The 24,658-nt window shown below is 59.2% G+C and carries 19 protein-coding genes; 12 read left to right on the forward strand and 7 right to left on the reverse strand.

Annotated elements, in window-relative coordinates; translation table 11 throughout:
• Positions 1-39: 39 nt before the first annotated feature.
• The gene (locus KQI84_19115; GenBank protein ID MCB2156994.1) at positions 40-723 is read right to left on the reverse strand and encodes a tetratricopeptide repeat protein; all 684 of its coding nucleotides are present in this window, start codon (positions 721-723) and stop codon (positions 40-42) included.
• Between the two features lie 60 nt (positions 724-783).
• Between KQI84_19115 and KQI84_19120 the strand changes: the two genes are divergently transcribed.
• The gene (locus tag KQI84_19120) at positions 784-927 is read left to right on the forward strand and encodes a hypothetical protein (protein ID MCB2156995.1); all 144 of its coding nucleotides are present in this window, start codon (positions 784-786) and stop codon (positions 925-927) included.
• A 356-nt stretch (positions 928-1,283) separates the two neighbouring features.
• Here KQI84_19120 and KQI84_19125 read toward each other — a convergent pair whose 3' ends face one another.
• On the reverse strand, positions 1,284-2,489 hold the full coding sequence (locus KQI84_19125; GenBank protein MCB2156996.1) for a hypothetical protein: 1,206 nt from the start codon (positions 2,487-2,489) through the stop codon (positions 1,284-1,286).
• A 284-nt stretch (positions 2,490-2,773) separates the two neighbouring features.
• On the opposite strand from KQI84_19125, the gene rpsF reads away from it, so the two are divergent.
• From rpsF to KQI84_19155, 6 genes are all read left to right on the forward strand, one after another.
• On the forward strand, positions 2,774-3,271 hold the full coding sequence (rpsF, locus tag KQI84_19130; protein MCB2156997.1) for a 30S ribosomal protein S6: 498 nt from the start codon (positions 2,774-2,776) through the stop codon (positions 3,269-3,271).
• Between the two features lie 100 nt (positions 3,272-3,371).
• Positions 3,372-3,851 (forward strand): single-stranded DNA-binding protein, encoded by a 480-nt coding sequence (ssb, locus tag KQI84_19135; GenBank protein MCB2156998.1) that lies wholly within the window; start codon positions 3,372-3,374, stop codon positions 3,849-3,851.
• A 44-nt stretch (positions 3,852-3,895) separates the two neighbouring features.
• A complete protein-coding gene (gene rpsR, locus KQI84_19140; GenBank protein MCB2156999.1) occupies positions 3,896-4,261 on the forward strand; it encodes a 30S ribosomal protein S18 in 366 nt (121 codons plus the stop codon).
• Positions 4,262-4,293: 32 nt separating this feature from the next.
• A complete protein-coding gene (rplI, locus tag KQI84_19145) occupies positions 4,294-4,902 on the forward strand; it encodes a 50S ribosomal protein L9 (GenBank protein MCB2157000.1) in 609 nt (202 codons plus the stop codon).
• A gap of 201 nt (positions 4,903-5,103) precedes the next feature.
• Complete coding sequence (locus KQI84_19150) at positions 5,104-6,240, forward strand: LptF/LptG family permease (protein MCB2157001.1); 1,137 nt, start codon at positions 5,104-5,106, stop codon at positions 6,238-6,240.
• A gap of 46 nt (positions 6,241-6,286) precedes the next feature.
• Positions 6,287-7,045 (forward strand): low molecular weight protein arginine phosphatase, encoded by a 759-nt coding sequence (locus KQI84_19155; protein ID MCB2157002.1) that lies wholly within the window; start codon positions 6,287-6,289, stop codon positions 7,043-7,045.
• Positions 7,046-7,145: 100 nt separating this feature from the next.
• Here the strand turns inward: KQI84_19155 and pulA are convergent, their stop codons facing one another.
• From pulA to KQI84_19175, 4 genes are all read right to left on the reverse strand, one after another.
• Positions 7,146-9,698 (reverse strand): type I pullulanase, encoded by a 2,553-nt coding sequence (gene pulA / locus KQI84_19160; protein MCB2157003.1) that lies wholly within the window; start codon positions 9,696-9,698, stop codon positions 7,146-7,148.
• 118 nt (positions 9,699-9,816) lie between these two features.
• Positions 9,817-10,872 (reverse strand): hypothetical protein, encoded by a 1,056-nt coding sequence (locus KQI84_19165; GenBank protein ID MCB2157004.1) that lies wholly within the window; start codon positions 10,870-10,872, stop codon positions 9,817-9,819.
• A complete protein-coding gene (locus tag KQI84_19170) occupies positions 10,847-12,268 on the reverse strand; it encodes an MBOAT family protein (GenBank protein ID MCB2157005.1) in 1,422 nt (473 codons plus the stop codon). The genes KQI84_19165 and KQI84_19170 overlap by 26 nt, the downstream gene beginning before the upstream one ends.
• A gap of 190 nt (positions 12,269-12,458) precedes the next feature.
• Positions 12,459-17,090, reverse strand: a complete 4,632-nt coding sequence (locus KQI84_19175) for a DUF5110 domain-containing protein (protein ID MCB2157006.1) — start codon at positions 17,088-17,090, stop codon at positions 12,459-12,461.
• 248 nt (positions 17,091-17,338) lie between these two features.
• Between KQI84_19175 and KQI84_19180 the strand changes: the two genes are divergently transcribed.
• The 5 genes from KQI84_19180 (at position 17,339) to KQI84_19200 (ending at position 23,232) form a co-directional block, all read left to right on the forward strand.
• Positions 17,339-18,514 carry a substrate-binding domain-containing protein gene (locus KQI84_19180; protein ID MCB2157007.1) on the forward strand — a complete coding sequence of 392 codons (1,176 nt, stop codon included), beginning with the start codon at positions 17,339-17,341 and terminating at the stop codon, positions 18,512-18,514.
• Positions 18,515-18,584: 70 nt separating this feature from the next.
• Positions 18,585-19,070 (forward strand): LURP-one-related family protein, encoded by a 486-nt coding sequence (locus tag KQI84_19185; GenBank protein ID MCB2157008.1) that lies wholly within the window; start codon positions 18,585-18,587, stop codon positions 19,068-19,070.
• A gap of 124 nt (positions 19,071-19,194) precedes the next feature.
• Positions 19,195-20,439, forward strand: coding sequence for a YgeY family selenium metabolism-linked hydrolase (locus KQI84_19190; protein MCB2157009.1), 1,245 nt, complete (start codon positions 19,195-19,197; stop codon positions 20,437-20,439).
• Positions 20,440-20,607: 168 nt separating this feature from the next.
• Positions 20,608-22,008, forward strand: a complete 1,401-nt coding sequence (locus tag KQI84_19195) for a hypothetical protein (GenBank protein ID MCB2157010.1) — start codon at positions 20,608-20,610, stop codon at positions 22,006-22,008.
• A gap of 120 nt (positions 22,009-22,128) precedes the next feature.
• Positions 22,129-23,232 carry an FAD-binding oxidoreductase gene (locus tag KQI84_19200; protein MCB2157011.1) on the forward strand — a complete coding sequence of 368 codons (1,104 nt, stop codon included), beginning with the start codon at positions 22,129-22,131 and terminating at the stop codon, positions 23,230-23,232.
• 72 nt (positions 23,233-23,304) lie between these two features.
• Here the strand turns inward: KQI84_19200 and KQI84_19205 are convergent, their stop codons facing one another.
• Positions 23,305-24,633: a citrate synthase gene (locus tag KQI84_19205; protein MCB2157012.1), complete on the reverse strand. Its 1,329-nt coding sequence runs from the start codon at positions 24,631-24,633 to the stop codon at positions 23,305-23,307.
• Positions 24,634-24,658: the final 25 nt, after the last annotated feature.

Consider the following 24,658-nt stretch of genomic DNA (forward strand, 5'->3'; position numbering starts at 1 on the left):
AGCGCTCTCCACCGGCGCAAGCACTTCCAAGCGTGTGCCTCACAGGACGGTTACACCGGGGTAGTTCTGTATGTAGTAGCTGTAGACCTCGATCGTCTTGTCAGTGTTGTTGTCTTTGCGGTATTCGCGGCCTAGGACAAAAAGGTCGCGATCGGCATTGGTAGCGCTCGGGCTATCATAGATCGTTTGTCCCATCCGTTCGAGAGCTTCCTGACGAGCGGCTGTGTATTTCAGGATGTTGCAAAAGTGGATGTCGACATCGTACGCGTTGATGCGCTCTGAGAATTCGTCGCGCATGCGCTTCACCGCGAGCCCCTTCTGTTCCATTCTGTTGGCATTTCCAAGAGACCGAATCAGGCCACTGTGCAGCGACAGCCGCGTGTGCGGGTTCTCGTCAATGTTGTTGAGCGCCAGGCCTTGTTCGAGTTTGGCGATGCCGTTGTCGATGTCTCCTCGTTTCGCGACGGCACGGCCGAGTTCGTTCAGTGCGCGACAGCGCATGTCATTTGAGGATGCGGAGGCGATGATGCCTTCGTAAAGGGCCTCGGCCTCGTCGCCGCGGCCGGCCTTGGAGAGCAGTTCGCCCTTCACCAGTTCGATCTCATCGGCCTCGGCGGCCGGCGGCGTTTCGGCCAGCGCTTCATCGGCGGCTTGAAGGCCGAGCGTCACGTCGCCCCGGTCAAGATAACGCTCTGCCAGCCGGTGGAGTGCCCCGCGGCGCATGGCGGCGTCACCATAGGCTTCGTCGGCAACGGCTCGAAGGTTTCGGATTTCGACGCTGGAATGACCGATTTCCTCGGCCGTGTCTGCAAGCAGGAGGAAATCCTGCTGGCGCTCGACCGCTTGTGCCCGTCGAGCCGCCTCATTCTCCAGCTCCGGAAAGGACTGAACGATCCGATCGTCGGCGATTTGGTTGCGAGGCGTTGATTTGAGGTCCTCGAGGGTGACTCTCTGGGCACAGACATTTGACGCTAGTAGAGAAGATACACAAAGCGCTCCCGAAATCAGGACGCACTTGGATAGGCGGAACCGCGTAATTTCTGCCCTCCTTCTAAATTGAATAGATGTTTATCTGCCAATTGGAGGCATGCTATATCTGTCTACTGGGGGCGCAATGTGTTCATTCAAATAATCTGGATAAATTTTGGGATACATGTAAAACGGTTTAGGACAAGTGTCATACACCACAGGCGTCAACACTGCTCCCTTATTGCTCGTGCCGGCAATAGGGAACTCAGTGGCCGGGGCATGTGAAAATGGGGTTCTGAATTTCGACTGGCCGCTCAGTGGAAGTACTTCTCGACGGCGGCGTCTACTTCTCCGGACTCCGGGGCGCTGGCCTCCCAGAGGACGTTGCCGCCTTCGTCGGCGATCATGACGTAAGGCAGGCGGACGATGCGTTTTTGCCGCAGCGTTTCGCGAAACTCGTGCGCAGGGGTCTTCAGGACGATTCCCCGCTCCAGGCGACTGCGCAACACATCATCGTCATCCAGGTGATTGAGAAAATCTTCGCTGGGCTTCGAGCCGGGCAGGGCAATCACCCAGAAGACGGCCGTGTGCCGGAGTTTGGCCTGACGGAAGCCTTCGTCCATCCGGGTGATCCAGTTGATTCGGCCGGAGTCCCAGACCCATTCGCCGCGCGGCTTGTCCGGGTCGAACCGAGGTGTATAAACCGCCTTCCACCCATCGCTCGCTTTTTCGATGCGGACGATGGAATTCCCGTGGCTGTTGGTTTCCTCCACCACAGGGTCGGAGAGCCAGTTCTTCCTGTCTACGACGAACTTATATTGGATTTCGCCCATCGGAAGAGGCCCGGCCACGTACTCATAGACACCATTGATGGGAGTTTCCCGCATGCGCTGGCTGTCGTCGGAAACGAATGTGTTGCCGGCACCTTTCCAGTCGTTCCAGGACCCGAGCATGTGAACGGTCTCTGCCGAGGTATCATAGAAACGGACGCGCAGGAAGGGCTTCCCGTCCCTGGTGATCACGGTGGGCATCATCTGGCGGCTGCACAAGACCGGCGGCCACGGCGGCTCGTCCAGGCGGAACTGCAGGATAGAGCCTTTCAGGTTGTGAATCTCCTCGCCGCCTTGCTCCTCGAAGAACTCGCTCGCTTTCGGATCGCTGGAGTGTCCATAGATCCGTTTGTTGAAGTCCCCGTTCAGGCAGAACATATAGGCGTACGTTCCCGGCACGAGCGGGTAGTAGAGTTCATAGACTCCATCGGCATCCGGTCCATACATGCGGTCGTTGGCATTCACCGGATCTTCAGCCGCGAACTGATCTCCCCAGCCGTTATGGGTTCCGACGACGAAAACGGACTGAATCGCCGGATTGGTGACCTTAATCCGGAACAGGGCGCCATCCTGTTGGATCTCGACGGGCAGGGGCTCGACGCCTTCGTAGGAGTCCAACTGAGCCGGCGCCAAGACGGGCAGCATCAAACTCAGCACAAGCGCAACTATAGACAGGTGTATGCGAGACATTCCTGAACCAGCCTCCTCCGAATTTGAGGTCCTTCTTCCCAATTCCCTCCAAGAGGAATAGCGACCCGAGAGGGAGTGGTCGAGGCAAAAGCGCCATCTTGCTTCGAGATGATCTTGTCGGAGGCTTTGGCGACGGGAATTATGCCTTGACATCGGCGGGCCCGGGGGCGTGTCTAGGCGCCCGCCTGGAGTAGCTTTCGCTGCTCCGGGTGCCATATTCCCTGCCTCGCAGACTCCCATGGAGTTTCTCCGAGGCCATTTGTCCGAAGGGAGGTCAAACCTCAGTGACAAAATACGAAATGGTCGTGGTCTTGGACCCTAACAAGACCGAGGAAGAGCAGCAGACGGTTCTGGCAAAGCTCGATGAGGTGATCACCAAGAATGGTGGCACGATCGAGAGTCGGGACGTCTGGGGCAAGCGCCGCCTGGCCTATTCAATCGGCAAGCGTCGCGACGGGTACTACGTGTTGTACCTGTTCGATGCGGATCCGAGTGGCTCCGCGCTGCCGGAACTCAACCGCTACTTGCGCATCTCTGAAGATGTGCTCCGCTCGCTGGTCACCAAGGCGGTGGTCGGCAAGTCGACGGGCAAGGCCCCGTCGGAGATGGAAGGGCACGGCCCGTACCGCGGCCGTCCGTCGTTTGGTCGCGATCGCGATTCCCGACCCGATCGGGAGTATCGCCGTCCGAGCAATAGCGATAGCAACAGCAGCGACACGAGCGAGTCTGCCGACGCCGAGAAGAAGGAAGAAGCGCCGGCCTCCACAGAGTCCGCTAGCTGACGATCGCCGTCGATACCACGCAGCACCGGCCGGCTGGACCTCCGCGGTCCCAATGGCCTCGTCGCGATGCCACCCGCTCCCCTAGCCTGGAGGCAAACAGATGGAACTGAATAAGGTCCTTCTTATCGGAAACCTCACTCGTGATCCCGAGACGCGCTTCCTGCAGTCCGGAAGTCAAGTCTGCAAGCTGGGGCTGGCGTCCAACCGACGCTGGCGGGGACGTGATGGCAATCAAGGCGAAGAAACGCTGTTCATCGATGTCGACGCATGGGGAAAGACGGCCGAACTCTGTGGCCAGTATCTGCGCAAAGGCAGCCAGATCCTGGTCGAAGGCCGACTGAAGATGGATCAATACCAAACGTCTTCGGGAGAGAATCGGACGAAGTACGTGATCGTGGCCGATCGCGTGCAGTTCGGTGCTCGCTCGGAAGGCAGCCAGGGCGGCGGCGGACCACGCCAGCAGTCCGGCGGTGGCGGTCAGTCTTCCGGTAGTGGCTGGGGTTCCAGCCACGATTCGTCCCCGAATTCTTCGGATTCCGCTCCCTCGCACGAGGAAACGGAAGACGATCTGCCCTTCTAACCATCGACGATCAACGATGTATGATATCAGGAGGCTGAATGCCCATGAGTGACGAACAAACAACTCGTAATGAGAATAGCGGCGGCCGCGAATCTGGCCGCGATAGTGGCGGTGGTGGCCGAGACAACCGCGATTTCCGTGGTCGTGGCCCTCGCGGCGGTGGCCGTGGCGATCGCCCTCAGCGTGGCCGCCGGCGCTTCCCGCGCCGCAAAGTGTGCTACTTCACCATGATCGGTGCGGAGTACATCGACTACAAGGATACGAAGACGCTGCAGCGTTTCATCACGGATCGCGGCAAAATCATGCCGCGCCGTATGACTGGAACGAGCGCCAAGTTCCAGCGCATGCTGACCACCGCCGTGAAGCGGGCCCGGCACCTGGCCCTGCTTCCCTACGTGACACAAGACTAATCACCCGCCAAAGCAGATAGAGGAGTAGACCAATGAAAGTGGTACTTTTCAAGTCCGTGGATAATCTCGGGGCTGCCGGCGAGGTGGTTGATGTCAAGCGGGGTTACTTCCGCAACTACCTTGGACCGCGCGGCTACGCCAAGATGGCGACCCGTGGAAATCTGGCCCTCGTTGAGAGCCAAAGGAAGAAAATCGAAGCCATGGTGGCGCGCGAGCGCTCCGAGGCCCAGGTCGCAGCCCAGGATATGACGGGCGTCGCCCTGACGTTCCAACTTCGCGCCAACGATCGCGGCCAATTGTTCGGCTCCGTGACAACGACCGATATCGCGAAGGCCCTGCACGAGAAGGGATACGAGGTCGATCGCCGCAAGATCGAGCTCTCCGAGCACATCAAGGCTCTGGGCGACTTCGATGTGAAGATCCGCCTGTATCCGGAAGTCTACGCCGAGGTCAAAGTCACGGTCGAACGTCTGCTTCGCCCGGACGAGATCCAGGCCCTAGAAGAAGCCGAGAAAAAGGCAGCCGAGGCTGAGGCCATCGCAGAAGCCAGCGAAGAGGCTGAGCAGCCCGCCGCGGAAGCGGAAGTGGCTGAAGAAGCCGCCGCCGAAGAGCCCGTTGCCGAGGAAAGCAAGACGGAGTGATTCCGTTTCGCAAGGATGCAATCGCCCGGCGGGAGTTGGCCTGACACCAAGGCCAACCCCGCCGCTTTGCTTTGAGTATGCCCCGAGCTGGGGAAAAAAGGCGTTGCCCCAGTAAGCCTTGGTGCTTTTGGGTATGGAGTTTAGAATGACCCTCGGGGGACGTTTCGTCCGTTATCCCGAATTGCGAGTTCCAGTCTTTACATGAATCTGATCGATCGGGAATTCATCAGCGACTTCTTCAAGGCCCTTGCGACACTGGTCTTTCTAGTGGCCATCGTGGTGCTGATCGACACGTTGCTGGACAATTACCAGGAGATTCTGGGTGGTACGCAGCACGGCGCCTACTGGGCGTTCATGTATTACGTGTGCTCGCTGCCCAAGAAGCTGGTCGAGAGCATCTCCATCGCGACCGCAGCGGCGATTCTGTGGGTTGTGACAACGAAGGCCCGTCACAATGAGATCCTGGCCTACCTGGCCGGCGGAATCAGCCCGCAGCGCCTCGCCGTGCCCCTGGTGGGCGGCGCCGTGTTGGTAGCAGTCGTGGCAATCGGCTTAAACGAGATGGTCGTCGCGCCCGCAGAACGCGAAGCCGAAGTGATCGAGCGCGTCCATATCAAGCAGAAGGACGAAAGCGTCATCACGCGCAACAAGCACATTTACCAGCGCGGCGCGGGTAGTCGAATCTACGTGATCGATAGCTTCGACAGTGCGACGGATTCGATGGTTTATCCCATCATCATCGATCGCCACAAAGAGGTCAATGTCCCGGAGCGCATTCTGCAAGCGGACAGCGCGCGCCTTGTCCAGGAACCCGGAAAGCCCGACCATTGGGAGTTTCAGAACGCGACACTCCGCACGATGGATACGCGGGCACGTATCACGAGCTTTCAAGAGTTTGGGTTGTTGAGCGATCTGGATCTGCAAGCGAAGGACGGCATGCCCAAGATGGAGCCGAACCTGCAGAAGTTCCTGAGCAAGCTGGACGATCCGGATATGATGAATTTCTGGCAGCTCTGGGAGTACACAAACCTCCTTGACTCACAAGGGAAGCAAGTCTCGAAATTGCGGACGACGATGCACATGAAGCTGGCGTTGCCATTGGCGACTGTTGTGATCGCTCTGCTGATGTGTGCACACGTGATGCGTCCAAGTTCGCGCGGCGTGTTCGTCGGTTTCGGAGGGGGAATGGCGTGGGTGATTGGTTACTACCTGACGCTGATCCTGTTCCAGAGTCTGGGTGAACAAGGATGGGGGCTGCCGCCGTCGCTCGCTGCGTGGCTGCCGAACATTGCATTTTCTGTGATTGGGATTGTCTCATTGATCCGTGGAGGACGATGAGGGACGAATGATCCGGCGCAATCGGCCGGAATTGCTGGAGGAAAGAATGCTTCTATCGAAGCGCAAGAAGAAACGAGTTGTCGTGTTTGTCTGCACCGGGAATACCTGTCGCAGTCCAATGGCGCAGGGCCTCCTGCAGGATCTTCTCGACAAAGAAAAGGTCGAGCACATCGAGGTCAAGACCGCGGGCGTCATGACGATCCCGGGTCTCCTGCCGACACCCGAAGCGGTGCAGGTGATGGAGACCGTCGAGGTTGATATCCGCAAACACCGCAGCGCGCCGCTGACCCCCGAAATGGTGCGGAAATCCGACCTGATTCTCGGCATGACGCCGTTCCATGTGCAGTTCGCTCTGCGCCTGTCCGACGATGCGCGTGGCAAGACATTCCTGCTCAAGGAATACACGAAGAGCGATCTGAAGAACTACCAGATCACCGACCCGATGGGAGCGACGCTCGAAGTCTACAAGCGCGTTTTCCGCGAGATCAAACTCGCTGTTGAGAAGCTCGGCGAGATGGACGTGATCCGCGCGCCCCTCGGCGAAGAAATCAAGCACGAGAAGTGGGTACCGCCCGAGAAGAAGCCGACAAAGAAGAAAGCCGCCGATAAGACCGAGGAAGAAGCGGAGAAGAAGCCGGCGAAGAGGAAGTCTGGTGGCAAGAAGGCCTCATCTTCGAAGAAATCCGCGTCAAAGGGCGCTGCAAAGAAATCCTCGAAGAAGAAAGCCACGAAGAAGGCAACGGCACCCAAGTCCGCCGCCAAGAAGACGACAGCAAAGAAGAAGACCACAAAGTCAAAGAAGTAGTCCGGTCTATTCGATCGACAAGAGAACGGGGGACGGAGCGGTGAGCTCCGTCCCTTTTGCATTCGAGAATCCGAAAGAGAAGACAGGCCTCAGTCGAGAACTACTCCACGGCGACCACTGCCAATCCCCTGCCGGGAACCACCAGCTTGCCGTCGACCGTATCCATGGGCTCGGTCGAGGCCTCCTGTCCAAGGATGTAGACGCCATCCTTGCCACTCAGGGGAACGGTGAAATCAAGGGCTTGGGACGTGGGATTGATCAGAATCGCAGCGTCCTTCCAGGCTTCGCCTTCGATCCCGGCGCCGTTCAGTGTGCACACGATTGTCGATGGGGCAGGGCGAATGTCGTCGCGAATCACAAAGCGTTTGCGGATCTCACCGGCATCTCGCATGCGGAAAATCGGGTGGGCCTTGCGCAGCGCGATGACGTTCGTGTGGAACTCAACGCTCGCGGCGTTATCCTTCTTCCACTCCCAGTGAATCGCGTTCACATCGTCGTTCGAGTTGTAGCTGTTTTCTGCGCCCTTCTTGTTGCGCAGCATCTCGGCGCCGCCGTGCATGAAGACTCCGCCCTGGGACACCGCAAGGATCGCGAACGTCAGATCCTGCATCTTGACGAGCTCCTCGCGAGAGGCATTCTGCGAGGAAATCTCAAGCTTGTCCCAAAGGGTCATATCGTCGTGGCAGGTTGCATATTCGATCGCGTTCGTCGGCTTCTCCGCCCAATCGGTGATCGCGCCACTGAGGCCCTTCAGAACGCCATCGCGCTGCGAGGCATTCTGCACGTAACCGGGGTCAGCACCCTTCGTCCCGCCCTTGATCGCATTGCGATAGTTGTCATTAAAGGCGGCGAGATTGGTCCCGGAGATGGCACCCTTGTCCGTCAGGTGACTCAAGCCACTGCCGCTGGCCGCCCAGGGTTCGCCATACACGAGAGCCTCGGGATAAAGCTCGGCGACATCCTTCTGAACTTGCTTCATCGTCTCCAGGTCGACCAGACCCATCAGGTCGAAGCGGAAACCGTCGACGCCGTACTCATCGATCCAGTACTTACAGGAATCGAGGATGAACTTGCGCGCCATCGGGGCCTCGCTACGGAACTCATTACCGGTGCCACTGCCATTCCAGAACGAACCATCCGGCTTCATCCGATGGTAGTACCCGGGTGCAAGGTTTTCAAACGCATTGCCGGGCGACGTGTGGTTGTAGACAACATCGATGATCACGCCGATGTTCTCATCATGAAGCGCCTTCACGAGTTGCTTGAATTCGCGGATCCGCGCATCGCCGTCGATGGTCGAGGCGTAAATGCCTTCCGGTGTGAAGAAGTTCCATGTCATGTATCCCCAGTTGTAGCCGAACTTCGTTTCGTCGTTGTGGCAGTCCATCGGCGGCATCAGTTGGACGTGAGTCACGCCAAGCGCCTTCAAGTGATCGATGCCGGTGGCAATCGTGTCATCATCTGGCAGATGCGTTCCGTGCTCGATAAAGCCGAGGTACTTGCCGGGATTCGCTACGCCCGAAGACGGATCGACAGTGAAGTCGCGCACGTGCATTTCGTAGATAATGGCATCCGTCAGCGCTCCGCCGTAATCGGGGCGCTTCACCGGACGGAAACCTTCGGGATCCGTCTTGCGAAGATTGGTGATGCGCGAACGATCCAGCCGGCCGACGGTGTTTTTCGCATAAGGATCGATGGTTTCCCGACCCATTCCGTGCTGTCGCGTGTTGGTCTTCAGAGCGTAATACCGTCCCTCCAGATCGCCTTCGACGACGGCTTCCCACACGCCATGGCCGGCGTGCTCCATGGCGATCTCCTCGCGTCCCTGCGGGCCATCGGCCTCGTCGTACAGAACAACCCAGGCCTCCGTGGACATCGGCGAGAAAAGCCGGAAAGTCGTGTTCTCCGCCGTATATACCGCGCCCATTTCGCTGTCCGAATAAAACAGGTCGCGATCGTCGAGAATGTCACGAGGGGTCAGCGGGGATTCGCCATAGCCTTCGAATGCAACCGTGTAGTCAGCAAACGGATCCATCGGCGCTGCCATCTTGATCTCAACGCCCATGCGATCGGGTGTCACATTGAGGCGCGCAATCTCGAGCTCCTCATCATCCGTAGTTGCCTTGGCGGCGTCCTTGCCAGGAGGCATTCCTTCGAGGGGATGCGAGAGCAGCAGGAAGATCTTCGACGGGCCGTCCAGGAACGCTCCGGTCATTCGTGGATGGGTATCGGGTTCCGACGTATAGATCTTCGGATCATTTCCAATCAACCAGACTTCGGAACCAAGTTCCGGCGTCCAGTAGCGGTCGGAGCCATCCTTGAAATCCCAGGAGTGCTTGAGGCGCGGAATAAAGCCGATGCGTTCTTCGGGAGAATCGTCGTTTCCATACTTGGAAAGATCGATATCGAAACGCACACCGAAGTCGCACGGCTGCGCTTGAATCTCGCGTTCTTCTTCAGGGGGCATGCGCTGGTCGCGTCCGTCCCATGTCCAAAGCCCCGCTCCACCGTAGTCGCCATCGAAGCGATGGTAGTAAATCGTCAAGTGAGCGGGTGCCTGTTCAGGCTCGGGCGCATCATTCTGGGCGGCTGCACAGGCAGCAAAGCCCCACGTCAGAGCGGCCAAACACATGATTCGAAGAAGCGTCTTCATCGGGATCCCCCCTGAGATCGATGGGTATGGCGTCCGCGGCGGTGCCGGCCGACGGACCGAGGCCTATTCGGTCGTGGCACCGTGCGGAACGCAAGCGATTTAGGGGGGGATGACCGGGTTAGCCGCCGCGCTTCTCCCGCAATATCGACATCAGGTTTTGCGAGAAAGAGAGCGCGTCGGCTCGCGTCAAGTGCGACCATTCGGGGCATTCATAGCCCGCCAGGCTTTCGTAGTCTTCGAAGTGCACCCCGACGCAGCCGCCTTGCTCAACCAGCGGGTCCCAGTATGTCTCTCGGGGGTTCGTTTCCCGCTCGAACTCGCGAATCCATCCGCTTGATGGGCAGCGGACCAGGATCACTTCCCCACCCCGGGACTGGATGGCACGAATGTCAGCCAGGACTTCCCCGCGTATCTGATCGAGCAGCGGCGGCGGCAGCGGCCTTGCGAAGGAGAACAGCACCTGCCAGATTCCTTGGACTTCTTTCTGGAAGGCCGGATCCGTCTCCATCTTCTGCCACATCTTCTCGTCGCGCTCGATCTTGACGCGCGCGAAGTATGGCGGCAGGCGTGGGGGTGCCTGATAGCCTTCGCGCCCTGGCATCGGGATGGTCCGTCGCAGAAGACCTGCAAGCGCCAGGTCCTCCTTTTGAAGAAATGCGAATACGCTCTCGGGGACAAGGGCCAGATACGCCGAAGCCTTCGCCGCGGGCGTGCGCTTCGGTTCCTTCAGAATCCAGTCCATCGTCATCTCCAGGTTCATCCCGCCTGGAGCGTGGAACAGGCTCGGGACGTACCCGAGGAAGACGGTGCCTTTGAAGGATTCGTCTTCGGCCAGCATGTGCAGAACCGGCCGCGGGACGCTTCCATTCATTGCGAGATTGATGATCGGACCATCGCCGAATTCCTCTCGTACAGTCTCGTGATCCAGATCGAATCGAATACGCGAAGAGCCTACGATAACGATCGGCTCCTTGTTCTCTGCAGCACGCAATCGATCAACGGACATGCCCCAGAGTTGAGGCGTGTCGTTGTATGATGGACCGTAGCCCCATGAGCGGACGATGCCCTCCCATGCGGCGATCGCGATCAAACTGAGGATCATCGTGACAACGAATACCCGAATCCAACGTTGATCCGGAATCGGGCGATCAGAACTGGAAGTAGATGAAGGCATCGCCGCCTCCTTGCATGAGGATAATCGAGATAATCATACCAAACCAGATCAACGACGCGAGCCACCACGGCGTGCGTTCGACAAGCCACTCATGGCTGCTGTGGCGCATCATCCAGTGTGCCAGCAGGAGTCCGGCGTTGATGATGAGAACTGCGGCAATGTCGAAGTATGGCAATACCACTGCCCCACCATCGAGAGCACCGAACATCGCCGCGATCAGTCGCCAGGCCGTGGCGAAGTCATCGGCGCGGAAGAAGACCCATGTGATCAGAACCAGGAAATACGTGAGCAGAATGAAGCACACTTCGGCGGCCATGGTCTTGACCCAGGCCTTGTGCCCCAGCCTCATCCGCAACCAGCGTTCGGCGCTGAGATACAATCCATGAAGCCCGCCCCACACAACAAAGGTCCACGCGGCGCCGTGCCACAGGCCACCGAGGAGCATGGTGATCATCAGGTTCGCGTAAATGCGCGGCGTGCTGACTCGGCTGCCGCCTAAGGGAATGTAGAGGTAGTCGCGAAGCCATGTGGAGAGCGTGATATGCCAACGCCGCCAGAAGTCTGAGAATCCAGTCGCGGCGTACGGAAATCGGAAGTTGTTTGGCAGATTGAAGCCAAGGCAAAGCGCCGCTCCGACTGCACAAGTGGAGTACCCCGCGAAGTCGCTGAAGATCTGGGCACTGAAGGCAAGGACGCCGACCCACGCATCAAAAGTCGTTACGGCGTTCGCGGCGCCAAAGACGTCATCTGCCGGCTTTGCGAGGAATCCATCAGCCAACACGACTTTCTGGAAGAGCCCGACGGTCAGCAGCACAAGTCCCCAGATGAACGCGTTGGCAGTGACCTTCGTGGGTTTCTTGCACTGAGGAAGGAACTCCGATGCGCGAACGATCGGGCCGGCGACAAGCTGGGGGAAGAACGTCACGTACAACGCATAGTCGAGGAACGAATGCCAGGGCTTCAGTTCCTTCCGATAAACATCGATCGTGTAGGAGAGAGTCTGGAAGGTGTAGAAGGAAATGCCCATCGGCAGCACAATCGATGGAGCGGCCGGATTGTAGTTGAAGCCCACCGCGTGCATCATGGCCGTGAAGTTCTCCAGCACAAACCCACCGTACTTGAAGAATCCAAGCAGCCCGAGATTCACATACAAACTGACCATCAGACCACCAATCCGGCGGCCTTTCGTCGATGCACCGGCAACCATGCGCGATGCAAACCAGTCCACGATCGTCGAAATCCAAAGGAGGAAGACGAGCGGCGGGTTCCACGCTGCGTAGAAGATATAGCTGGCGATCAGCAGATTGAACTTCTTCAGCCGCCAGGGGAACTTCAGATTGTGAAGGATCAGAACAACGACAAAGAAGACAACAAACGTCAGGGAGTTAAAGAGCAAGGGCCGGGAATCCTCTCGTGGTAGGGTGCCGCCGACTTCGTCGCGGTCCGCCCTCCCGGCCTCTCAAGTGCGCCCATTCCCAGGTTGTCGGGATGGTGCGTAAGGTTCGTGCTCTACGGCAAGCCCAAAAACGAGTGAGGCCCTCCACGTATTCGCGCAGAGGGCCTCGGGTGGGACTATGGGTTGCCTGTTACTTGCTGGGAATGCTCGCCTTCACGGCGAGAGCCGGCGTTCCATCGGGTGCGTCGACGTGAACGCCGAATTCCCAACCGGCAGCCCCCTGCGTGATCTTCAGGAGTAGTTCGTTTGTACCCTTCTTGAGATGAACCGGTACGATATCCTGCTTCGACTTGTACGGGCGGCCCACGGAGTTGCGATGGACTTCCTCGCCGTTCAGCCACGCAGCCACGCCATCGTCGGAACCGATCGCGAGGATAACATCCATCTCTTCCGGCGCTTCGAGCCACGTCACGGCATACGCCGCGGCGTACTCGTTGAAACCGCCGGTTGCCTCGTGCAGATCGACCACAAACTCATCGCTGAGATTTGTTTCCGCATCAATTGTGCGCTTGATCGGGCGCCATGATGCCGTCCGACCGTTCTTGCCAGGATACGTCGCGGCGAGGTCGATCGATTCCTCCGGCGGGAAGACCTTGTCGAGCCCATCCTCCCACGCGTTGTCGAACGGACCGATGACGTACCACTCGCTAATCGAAGGAAGCAGCAGGTCGCGGAAGGGAACGCGGAATTCACGGCCGCCATGACGAAGCAGAATCTCCGCCTCCAGGTAGGTCGTCTGCGGATTGCCGATCGGCGCGAGATCAAAGGAGGCCGTGACAGGCGCCCCAGGCTTCAACTGGCCGATGGGAACCTCGGTCGCTCCCTCGACGCGCCAGTTCTGTGGCGTCTTCAGTGAGATTGCGCCGGACAAATCGCCCGCATCGCGCAGAAGGTTCACATCGGCTTCAACTCGAATGGGATGTGTGGGATCGGCAGAACCAGTTGCCCGAAGAGCTGCCGTCAGCCCGAGCAGACGGGCCGTGGCCTGTAGCACATCGTCTGGATCCGCCTCGCTGTCGCCGATCGACTTCAAGAGCGTCAGCCAGTGCTCGCCGTCCATCGCATCGACGAGCGCATTCGGTGAGTCGGCCTGCTCGGAGAGGCTTTCCGCGAGTTCCAGCGTCGCGCGAAGTTCACTCGGAGAGTTGTCACCCAGCAGGTCGTCCGCCGCGTAGAGACAATGCAGGCGAGACTTCATGGCGTCGGCAAGATCGCTCTCCGACGGCTGGATGATGATCGTGCGCGGCTTGTTCGTCGGAGCGGATTCGATATCCACAACGGTGACCATAGCGCGCGGATCGTGATACCATCCCGCGCTGTCTGAGTTCGCTGCCTTCTGTGGAATAGCCTCGCCATCGCACGTAACCGACATTGGCGCCCAAGTGCTCTCCAGGCGCAACTGCCATGCACGGGTCGTCAGAAGGCCATCGAACTCACCCTTAATCGGTTCGATGGTGATGACAGTGCGGCCATCCTGGGTGCGCTGTGTGAACTGCGTCCATGCGCACGACCCCTTCTGATAGGCGATCGTCTCCCCATCGTCTTCGTACAGACGGCCTTCGCCTTCCACACCGGGATAGATGTGAAGAATCGCCGGATCGAGCGGCTTCTCATTCACGCGATGGCGTTTCGTTGCAGCCGGAATGATGCTGCCAGCTCGCACGAAAATGGGAACTTCGTCCAGCGTCGCAAGGCTGGTGATCACTGCGGGACCTTCGTGCGTTTCGCCGGTCAGCCAATCAATCCACTCGCCGGGAGGAAGCCATGTTTCCTTCAGCGCGCATCCGCTGACGGGGTCGCGCGGCGAGGCCACAGGCGATATCAGTAGATCATCACCGAGCATGTACTCCTCGGTGAATTCGTACGCCTCGTCGAATTTTGCCCAGTTGTAGTACATCGGCCGACACATCGAAACGCCCGTGTCGTAAGCTTCTCGCGCCGCTGTGTAAGTATACGGCAACAGGTGATAGCGCAGGTGAAAGGACTTGCGAGCGCTCTCGAAGACTTCATCCGGGAACTTCCAGATGGCGCGCACTGCGTCGGGGTGTTTGGTCGCATGTGTACGCAGGAACGGCGACAGGGCCCCTAACTGAATCCAGCGCGCATAGATTTCCGGCTCAACCGGGCCCGGGAAGTGACCGCCGATGTCGTTGCTCCAATACCCATATCCAACGTTTCCGGCGGTCGCTGTGAACTTCGATTGGAAAGCCACAGTTTCCCACGTGCTGTACGTGTCGCCTGAGAATCCAATCTGGTAGCGATGATTGCCAAGGCCTCCCCAACGACTGAAGATGACGGGGCGTTTTCCGGCGCGCGCCGGGTTCGTTTCCATGTCCGTCCAATGCATGTAGTTCAACCAGAAGAGCGGATCCAGGCCGGGCGCTCCGGACACTGAGCCCTGCTGCCAATCCAGCCACCAGAAATCGACGCCTTCATCTTCCAGAGGATGATGGAGGTACTTGAAGTAGGCGTCCATGTACTGCGGGCTCGTGCAATCGAACGGGACGCCATCGATCTTGTTCGGATCCAATCCCATCGCGCGGGCGACCTCGGGGAATGCAGCCTCATGCTTCCCGACGCCGGAATGCGGATGCAGGTTCAGCGTCACATGCAATCCCTGGTCGTGCACCCACTTCAGGAATGCCGGCGGATCGGGAAAGAGCTCCCGGTTCCAGGTGTATCCCGTCCAGCCGTTGTCGGGATACTGCTCGCCGACCAGGTGCCAGTCCATATCGACGACGAGGATATCCAGCGGGATGTCACGCTTCTTGTAGGCTTCCACGAGTTCCTTCAGTTCCTCGTCACTGTAGTTCCAATAGCGCGACCACCAGGCACCCATCAGATAGCGCGGCGGCATCGGAATCTTGCCGGCGACCTTTGTGAAATCTGCAAGAGCTTGCTTGTAATCGTGACCATGGCCGAAGAAGTACCAGTCAAGCGCCTTGTCGTTCGCGCGCATGTGGAACCACGGCAGATTCTCATCGCCGAAAAGGAGTCGTTTCGAATCGTCGACGAGAACCCAGCCGTCGCGTGAAAGCAGGCCCGGATCGAGTTCCGTCGGGCCGTTGACGCTATCGAGTGTGCGCGTTGTGCCGCGCAAATTGCCTGAATTCTCCATCCCGGGAACCCAGTGCTTCACTTCGTCGGCAACGTGGAATTCGATGGAGAGATTCTCTTTCGTGAAGCCAACTCCTACACCCGTGTAGTGCAGTTCCAGGTCGTTCGTCTTGATCAGAACGCCGTCGCCTTTGCGTTCGGTCCTAAAGGCGGGCGCGGGGAGATTTCGGTTGATGAAGGCAAACGATTGCCGGTCCTCGAACTGCCCATTCGGAGACCACTCCATGCGAATCAGTTCTGGAGTCAGCACCGTGAACCGCGCATTTCCCGCGATCACGACGGCATCCGGATTGGCCTTGCCATTGCTATTCTTGACGGAAGGAAGCAGATTGTCCTCCGTCAGAATCTTCCATCCCCAGGCAGGAAGTTCGAGTTCATTCCCTTCAACAAGATCATGCGTCAACGTCATGCGAACAGGCTCCTTGGAAAGGTTCACGACAACCAACGCCTGGTCGGTTGGACTGGTGCGTTCGAAGGCGAGAATCTTGTCAGGCTGTTCCGTCTTCAGCAGGTTGAGTTCGCCATCTTGAAGCGCGGGATGTGCATGACGCGTAGCGATCAGATCCTTCCAGAATGCGCGCAAATTGTGCGGGTCCTGAGTGAAATCGATCGGCGTGCGCGTGAAGAAAGTCGCGTCACGATCTGAGCCCTCCCCCACTTCGATTCCGGCGTAAACCAGCGGAACCCCAGGCAGCGTCATCGTCAGAACGGCAGCCGCCTTCATTGGCTCCACGCCACCGAATGCACTGATTGCCCGTGGCTTGTCGTGGTTCTCCAGGAAAAGCACCTGCATGGAGTCCTTCGGGTAATGCAATTGCCGGCGGTGACAATCCTGCCAGACGGCCAAGGCGCTCTTCTTGCCATGCACAACTTCCAGAAGATTATCGCGCAGGCCTTCGTAGTGCACCATGTCGAAGCCATTGGAGTAATGGCTGGCTTCCTGGCTTTCCGCAAACATCAGAAAGTCTGGGTCGAGGTCTCGTAACTCATCGGTGATTTCAGACCACCAGTCGCGCGGAACAAGGTCGGCAACATCGCAACGATAGCCATCAATGCCGAACTCCGTCACCCAGTATCGGAGCACCTTCGAACACTGCTCGCGCACGTCGGGGCAGTCCCAATCCAAGTCGACGATATCCGTCCAGTCGTCGTACTCTGCGCGCGGATTTCCGTTGGCATCTCGAAGGTACCACTCGGGATGCGCCTTTGCCCACACGTGGTCGTGCGCCGTGTGGTTCACGACACAGTCCATCATGACCTTGATGCCCAAGTCATGCGCGGCGGCGATGTACTCCTTGAAGTCCTCCTCCGTCCCCAATGCGGGATCGATCGCGTAGTAGTCGCTGATCGAGTACGGGCTGCCATCGGGGCCTTTGCGTTTCTCTTTTCCGATGGGATGAATGGGAAGCAGCCAGATGATGTTCGCGCCGAGGTCTTTGACCTCGGGCAGACGTTCTCGTGCCGCATCGAAGGTGCCTTCCGGCGTGTAGTTGCGCACATAGATGCAGTACATCACCAGATCGCCGTCGTCGTGCAGCGTCCGGCGCACCGGCATATCGTACCAGTCGCTGGTTTGTGCCTGAGGTGCTGGGGCAGGTTTTGCGGTTTCCGGCGCAGGGATCGCCGGAGGTTCGGGAGTCGTCATGCTGCAGCCTCCGAGAATTCCGATCAGAAGAAGGGCGAAGAGGGCGCTCGCCGGGCGCTTGGTTCGTATCAACATGGGGGTCGCTCACTCCACTGACAATGGGCCGGCGGTCCTGGTGCGAGCCGGCTGAAGACAGAGTAGACCGCTCCACCACCAGACTCAATTACGTTATTTGGCAAATGTATTACGAATTTCAGCATTGCCCGCCGGAGGTAATCAGAGGGACGATCTGATCGGAGGCACTTCCGATGACCGTCCACCGCATCGCGCTCGATATCGCCCGCACCGGATTCACGGAAACGTACCGGATCGGGGCGTTCCACGGCGTGATCCAATATGCTCGCCGGCACACGAACTGGCGACTGTTCTACAACGTGCCGAGTTTCTCACTCGTCGACAAGTTCGAGGAGTACGAAGACCTCGTCGCTCTCGGGGCTTCTGGAATCATCTTTTCGCATTGGTCGGAGGAGAAGCTCGACCGCATTCGCCGTATCGGCGTGCCCGCGGTCAGCATCTCCAACGACGAACCGGAGTGTCCCTACTCCTGCATCGTGACGGACGATCTGGAAGTCGGACGCTCGGCCGCAGAGCATTTCCTGGAACGCGGCTACCACAGCTTCGGCTTCTGCGGCTCGGAATGGGTTCCCTGGGAAACGGCCCGACGGCGAGGCTTCGAAGAGATCCTCCGCGGCCACGGCCTTGCATGCTCATCCTATCGCGACGAACCCGTTGATTCGCCCCAGACGGATATCGAAACCGCCGCCGGCATGGCCCAGTGGGTACGCGAACTGCCCAAACCCGTTGGGATTCTCGGGGCCGATGATACACGGGCTCTGCATGTTCTGGAGGCGTGCCTTGCCGAAGGCATTCGCGTGCCGGAACAGGTCGGGATCGTTGGCGTGGACGACAATCGGCTGATCTGCGAGTCGCTTCTGCCTTCGCTCTCCAGCGTCGAGCAGAACACCCAACGCGTCGGATGGGAAGCGGCCGCGCTGCTGGATCGTCTGCTGGCGGGTGAAACGATTCCGCCGCGCGTTGTGGAGATTCCGCCGCGAGGAATCGTCACCCGCATGTCGTCGGACATCGCCGCAGTCGAAGACCCTGCTCTTGCCCAGGCACTTGTCTTCATCCGCGATCACCTGGGCGATCCGCTGAACGTGCCGGCTGTCGCGCGTGCCGCGGGGATCAGCCGTAGCGCACTCGAGAAGCGTTTTCGCGCACGCCTGCACACCACCGTCAACGGCGCGATCCGCCGGCAACGCCTGGCGAAGGCCAAGACGCTCCTGATCGAATCGACATTGACCATTCAAGAAATCGCCGACGCCACCGGCTTCCGCCGCGCCACCTACTTCTGCAACGCCTTCAAAGACGACACCGGCATGTCGCCCGGCACGTGGAGGGCAAAGCATCTGCGTTCATCCTGAGAATTTGTGGCCATTGACACCTTCGCCCTGCTCGCGCGCGAATAGCGACTACTCCCCCACCGAGGCCCCGATGGTTTACCAGATCGAAGAGAAACTCTGGTCTTGGGCTGATCAATTCACGATCCGGGATTTGGATGACCGGCCGGTTTACTACGTCCACAGCAAGCTATTCTCTTGGGGGCACAAGCTGTCCTTCCAGGACCTGAAGGGCAACGAACTGGCCTTCATCGAGCAGAGGAAGTTGAGCCTGCTCCCGCGCTACCGGATCTATCGCGACGGCAAGCTGTTCGCCGAGATGACCAGGCAGTTTACATGGCTGGAGAAGAGGTTCACGCTCGATGTGCCCGGCCCAAACGATTACACGATCGAGGGCTCGCCGTCGGACCACGAGTTCATCTTCACGCGCGCCGGGCAGAAGGTCGCCACGGTCAGCCAGACGTACTTCAGCGCTACGCAGCTCTACGGCGTCCACATCGTCGACGGCGAGGACGACGTCTCCATTCTGTGCGCCTGCATCGTGATCGACCAGGTCATCGATGACGAAAAGAACGAGTAGGGGCACTCCGTTCCGAGCACCTCTCCCCCAGCTTTTTTCGGCCGGATGCGGATTTTCGTTGCTCTGCCGCTACATGTTTCGGGATGCTGAGGGGTTAAACTTTGCACGAAAGGCAAACGAGCAAATGGCAGAATCGACTACACAAGCTCCCGACGTGACGGCGGTCCGCGCCGCGGCGGAGGCGAATCGCGAGCAAATCACTCAGTTCATGATGGATGTGGTGTCGATCCCGTCCCTGTCCTGTCAGGAAGGCGACGTGATCCGCCGCATTGAGAAGGAAATGAAAGACGTCGGCTTCGACGAGGTCATCATCGACAAGATGGGCAACTGCCTGGGCCGCATCGGCAACGGCAAGACCGTCATCATGATGGACGCGCACATCGACACGGTCGACGTGGGCGACCCGGACGAGTGGACCGAGAATCCCCCCTACCCCGCCACGCTGAAGGATGGCGTGATCTACGGACGCGGCGCTGCAGATCAGAAGGGCGGCATCGTCGGCCTGGTCTACGCCGGCAAGCTGATCAAGGACCTCGATCTCGAAGACGACTTCACGGTCTGGGTCGTCGCCTCGACCCTCGAGGAAGATAGCGACGGCATCGCGCTGCTGCACATTATCGGCACCGAAGGCATCAAGCCGGACTACTGCGTGCTGACCGACTCGACGGACATGAACCTGTACCGCGGGCATCGCGGCCGCATGGAAATCAAGATCAACATCAAGGGCCGCAGTTGCCACGGCAGCGCCCCCGAGCGCGGCGACAACCCGGTCACCAAGGCCGCGCCGATCGTCCTCGACATCGACAAGCTAAACCATCGTCTGAAGGATGACGCGTTCCTCGGCAAGGGCACGATCTGCGTGTCGAAGATCGAGTGCAAGACGCCGAGCCTGTGCGCCGTGCCGGGCGAAGCGACCATCTACTGCGACCGTCGCCTGACCGCCGGCGAGACGCCCGAAGGCGCCATCCAGGAATTGAAGGATCTGGAAAGCGTCAAGGCCGCCAATGGCGTCGTGGAGATGCTTCAGTACAAGGTCACGACCTGGAATGGGTACGAGATCGGCCAGGAGAAGTTCTACCCGACCTGGGTATTCCCCGAGGATCATCCGCTGGTCCAGGTGGGCGAAGTGGCAGCCTCCATGGCAAAGGGCAGCCCGCAGAAGGCCGGAAAGTGGATTTTCTCCACGAACGGCGTCGCCTGTGCCGGCCGCATGGGCATCCCATCGATCGGTTTCGGCCCCGGAGCCGAAGCGGTCGCACACACGACGAAGGAATACTGCCCGGTTGACGACCTGGTCACCGCGGCCACGTTCTACGCCATCTTCCCGAAGATGATGGCCCAGAAGGTCAACGCCGAAGGGCTGAAATAACCCCCTGTCGAAGAGCCCTGCTCAACCGAGCCTCCCGTCGTTTGGCGGGAGGCTCGGTGCGTTTTCAGCGGCGGTGCTTTCGTATTCTGGTTGCCTACCGCTCACACATTCAGCAAATTAATAGGCTTTGGACTCGGAGCGAACTCCACGGGGATGACACGTAAGCACATGAAAACAACGATCCTGTCTCGATACACTCTCGGCTTCTGCCTGACGATACTTCTGGCGTGGACTTCGGTCTTCGCAGAACAGGTTCCAATCTCGGAGGTCGGCAGCGAACTCAAAGGACAGCAGGTAGAGATCGTTGGCCGCATCGCCAACAAGATCGCACCGATGGCCGGCGATGCGCCTTATCGCTGGTACCTGACGGATGATGAGGGCGCGATTACGATCCTTCTGGCGCAGTCAGTGGGCAAGGAACTCGACAGCCTGAACGCCGGCCAGGTGATCACAGTCACGGGACCCGTGGAACTCGATCGCTTCTCTCCAGTCATTCGCGTTTCGTCGAGTTCCCAGATCAAGCTGGGTGGCGAGCTTCTCACTGCCAAGATGAAGCGCGAGCGTGCGCGCGCCTCGCAGGCAACGCCGCGTCCGCCTGAACCGGCACGCCGCGTCCCCCCAGTCGCAACGATGGCACCGACGCCCCGGCCGACTCCCGCCGCAGCCCGTCGCCAGCAGAATCCGCCTCGCGCGCAGGCAACGCCGGACTGGGCGATGGTCACTCCGACGCCTCGGTTCTCGTCGGCTCTGATGGCAACTCCCGATCTTGACAAGGGTGACCCCTCGGCCAGCCGCTTCGATCTCAATGCCCCCTTTGAAGGTTTCCCTGGAGCAATCGCCCCTGAAGATCTGACCGAAGATATGATCGGCAAAGAAGTGACGATGACCGGCAAGATCATCAAGGTCTACGCCTCGCGCCATGACCGCATGCCGAATGCGCTCCGCATGCTGGAAGAGCCCCGCGAGATTGGCATCGTTTACTATCCGGACATCGCGCCGGAAGTCGAGCGCGGCCTTGGCGTCGCCATGCCCGGCCAGATGGTGACGGCTCGCGGCACCGTGGGAACCTACAAGGACCAGTTGCAGGTCCGCGTAACGCAGCCCAGCGACATCATTTTGCAGGGCAGTGGCCGGACGCTTGATTCGGTCAAGAATGAGCTGGTCGAGGGCGTCTCGGCAGACATGGTACAGGCCTTCCGCGCCGCCGAGTCGCTGCCTCAAGTGACGCCCGTGGGCGAAGCCGCCGATCACGTCGGCGAGGCGATCATCATCGTGGGATTCATAAACGACTTCCGCGCAGCTTGGAATGATCGTGCCCCGAACATCCTGTCTGTCCGCGATTCTTCCGGCAGCACAGAGGTCGTGTTCTGGGATGACATCGCCAAGAACTTCGACGAGGCCAAGTATGGCAAGACAACACCGATCGTCATCCATGGTATGAGCGACAAGTACCGCGATCGTCTGCAGATCAAGCCGGGTTCGATCGAGGATATCCAGATCCTGGATCCCCAGAACTTCCAGAAGCAGATCGAGGCAATGGCTGCTCGCCGGATCAGTTCCGGCCGCTGAGACAAGCACACTGAGAACAAAGTTCGGTTCCTGTCCTTGACCGGAGCGGCCCTGGCGTAGGGAATGGCCAGGGCCGTTTCGCGTTGGCCCCATCTTTTTGCCAGGATTCTCCCGTCCCTGATGTCCAGTCCCCGAGTCGTCATCATCGGAGCAGGTTTGGCCGGCGCTTCCACTGCATGGCAGTTGTCTCTCCGCGGAGTCGACCAGATCGCAATTCTCGAGAAGGAAGCTGTCATCGGTTACCATTCCTCCGGCCGCAACGCCGCGATGATTCGGCAACTGGTGGAGGACACGGAGATTGCGGCCCTCGCACGGGAAGGTGGGGCCTTCCTGCGCGATCTGCCGACCGATTGGGTGCGCCAACCGCAGTTCGACCATTGCGGATCGTACCTGCTGAGTTCAGGCGACGATCTCGGTGCGCTGCATCGAATGGTAGAAGCCGCGCAGCAAGCTGGAGTTCCAGTGGATTTGAAGGATCGCACTCAAGTCGCCGAGACCTTGAGCGTTCTGCGCGACGCAGACTTCGAACTGGCTGCCTACTCCCCCACTGACGGCGTGGTAGATGTGGCGGGGTTGCTGGGAGCTTACTTGAAGGAAGCCATCTCCGGCGGTGCGCAACTTCACGTGAATTGCCGCGTGCAACACATCGCGCGCAAAGTGAATGAGTTCATAGTTGAGACGAATCAGGGCGAGTTCACCGCCGATGTCATCGTGAATGCAGCCGGCGCATGGGCAGGACGCGTGGGTGAAATGATGGGTTCGCGCAAGCTACCTCTTCGCCCTTGCCGACGGCATCTCTACGTGACCGGACCGATGGACTGGGTCGACCCCAAGTGGCCATTCGCCTGGGATGTCGCTCATGGGCTCTACTTCCGACCGGAGTCGGGCGGCCTGCTGCTTTGTCCGTGCGATGTCGTGGATCATCCACCAGGCAGTCCTAACACAGATTCCGGCGTGACGGATCTCTTGGCCGAGAAACTCGACCGCCACATGCCTGGCCTGTCGCACGTGACAATCCAGACGTTCTGGGCGGGACTGAGAACGCTGACCCCGGACTCGCGGTTCGTGATCGGATGGGACCAGGATGTCGATGGCCTGTTCTGGGTCGCTGGCCTTGGGGGGCACGGCGTGACGACCAGCGCAGCCGTCGGGCGATTCGCCGCTGATCGGCTGTTGCGCGAAGACGCCGGCGAGAATCCTCTCGGTCCCGGACGTTTCAAGTAGTCCCGCGGCAAACAAATGCCGGGCCCGCGAGGGCCCGGCGCTTTCGTTTCAGCAAGTTGATGTGACGCTCGATCAACGGCCTTCGATGGGAACGTAGTGCCGTTCCGTCGGGCCCTGATAGACCTGGCGCGGACGGTAAATGGCCTGGTGCGGATTCTGGTGCACCTCGCGCCAGTTGGCAATCCAGCCGGGCATGCGGCCCATCGCGAAGATGGTCGTGAACATGCTGACCGGAATGCCCATCGCACGCATCAGAATGCCGCTGTAGAAATCGACGTTCGGATACAGCTTGCGCTCGACGAAGTACTCGTCCTCAAGCGCGGCGTCTTCGAGAGCCTTGGCGATCTCAAGCAGTGGGTCTTCGCGATTCAGGCTGCTCAGCACCTGGTCGGCGGATTTCTTCAGAATCTTGGCGCGTGGATCGAAGTTCTTGTAAACGCGGTGCCCAAAGCCCATCAGGCGGAAGTCGTCGTCCTTGTCTTTCGCGCGAGCGACGCACTGCTCGATGCTCATGCCGGACGTGTGAATGTCTTCGAGCATGCGCACCACAGCCGCATTCGCGCCGCCGTGCAACGGTCCCCAGAGGGCGCAGACACCAGAAGCGACGGATGCAAACAGGTTCGCGCGCGAGCTGCCGACCATACGCACGGTTGACGTCGAGCAGTTTTGCTCGTGATCCGCGTGCAAGATCAAGATCAGGTCGAGAGCGCGGGCAACCTGCGGGTTGATCGGCTTCTCGTTATTTGGCTCGTCGAACATCATGTGCAGGAAATTCTCTGTGTAGTTCAGATGCGGGTTCGGATACCGGAAAGGGCGCCCGTTCATCTTCTTATAAACATAGCTGATGATTGTGGCGGTCTTGCTCAGCAAACGTGCCGTCGCTTCCATGAAGGAGGTCTTGTCGTATGGAGACTCCAGGAGGTGGGGCGAATAGCAGGAAGCCGCGTTGATCATGGAGGAAAGCACAGCCATCGGATGCGCCGTGGGCGGGAAGCCCATAAAGTGGTGCCGCATATCTTCGTGAACGAGAGCATGCTCACGAAGGAGTTTGCGGAATTGCTCCAGTTCAACGGAGCAGGGCAGTTCGCCGAAGATGATCAGGTAGGCCACCTCAGCAAAGGTGGACTTCTCGGCGAGTTCCTCGATGGGATAGCCGCGGTAGCGCAGAATCCCCTTCTCACCGTTGATGAACGTGATCTTGCTCTGGCAAGAGCCAGTGTTCTTGTATCCGTCATCGAAAGTGATGAAACCGGATTGCGCCCTGAGTTTCGAGACATCGAGCGCCTTCTCGTTTTCGGTTCCGACAACGACTGGAAGTTCGAAGTCGGTCCCATCCAAGTTCAGCCGAACAGAGTCACCCATTATCTTTCTCCATACATCCGTTATAGTGGTGTGCCGCATGTGTGGGGGAAAAGCCAAGCAGGCG

The organism is bacterium (assembly GCA_020444065.1).
Taxonomy (GTDB): Bacteria; Sumerlaeota; Sumerlaeia; order SLMS01; family JAHLLQ01; genus JAHLLQ01.

What these genes read in the sequence shown, in the direction of transcription:
- KQI84_19115 (MCB2156994.1), bottom strand. Translation starts at nt 723, where the DNA reads ATGCGCCGCGGGGCACTCCACCGGCTGGCAGAGCGTTATCTTGACCGG.
- KQI84_19120 (MCB2156995.1), top strand. Translation starts at nt 784, where the DNA reads ATGACCGATTTCCTCGGCCGTGTCTGCAAGCAGGAGGAAATCCTGCTG.
- KQI84_19125 (MCB2156996.1), bottom strand. Translation starts at nt 2,489, where the DNA reads ATGTCTCGCATACACCTGTCTATAGTTGCGCTTGTGCTGAGTTTGATG.
- ssb (MCB2156998.1), top strand. Translation starts at nt 3,372, where the DNA reads ATGGAACTGAATAAGGTCCTTCTTATCGGAAACCTCACTCGTGATCCC.
- rpsR (MCB2156999.1), top strand. Translation starts at nt 3,896, where the DNA reads ATGAGTGACGAACAAACAACTCGTAATGAGAATAGCGGCGGCCGCGAA.
- rplI (MCB2157000.1), top strand. Translation starts at nt 4,294, where the DNA reads ATGAAAGTGGTACTTTTCAAGTCCGTGGATAATCTCGGGGCTGCCGGC.
- KQI84_19150 (MCB2157001.1), top strand. Translation starts at nt 5,104, where the DNA reads ATGAATCTGATCGATCGGGAATTCATCAGCGACTTCTTCAAGGCCCTT.
- KQI84_19155 (MCB2157002.1), top strand. Translation starts at nt 6,287, where the DNA reads ATGCTTCTATCGAAGCGCAAGAAGAAACGAGTTGTCGTGTTTGTCTGC.
- pulA (MCB2157003.1), bottom strand. Translation starts at nt 9,698, where the DNA reads ATGAAGACGCTTCTTCGAATCATGTGTTTGGCCGCTCTGACGTGGGGC.
- KQI84_19165 (MCB2157004.1), bottom strand. Translation starts at nt 10,872, where the DNA reads ATGCCTTCATCTACTTCCAGTTCTGATCGCCCGATTCCGGATCAACGT.
- KQI84_19175 (MCB2157006.1), bottom strand. Translation starts at nt 17,090, where the DNA reads ATGACGACTCCCGAACCTCCGGCGATCCCTGCGCCGGAAACCGCAAAA.
- KQI84_19180 (MCB2157007.1), top strand. Translation starts at nt 17,339, where the DNA reads ATGACCGTCCACCGCATCGCGCTCGATATCGCCCGCACCGGATTCACG.
- KQI84_19185 (MCB2157008.1), top strand. Translation starts at nt 18,585, where the DNA reads ATGGTTTACCAGATCGAAGAGAAACTCTGGTCTTGGGCTGATCAATTC.
- KQI84_19190 (MCB2157009.1), top strand. Translation starts at nt 19,195, where the DNA reads ATGGCAGAATCGACTACACAAGCTCCCGACGTGACGGCGGTCCGCGCC.
- KQI84_19195 (MCB2157010.1), top strand. Translation starts at nt 20,608, where the DNA reads ATGAAAACAACGATCCTGTCTCGATACACTCTCGGCTTCTGCCTGACG.
- KQI84_19200 (MCB2157011.1), top strand. Translation starts at nt 22,129, where the DNA reads ATGTCCAGTCCCCGAGTCGTCATCATCGGAGCAGGTTTGGCCGGCGCT.
- KQI84_19205 (MCB2157012.1), bottom strand. Translation starts at nt 24,633, where the DNA reads ATGCGGCACACCACTATAACGGATGTATGGAGAAAGATAATGGGTGAC.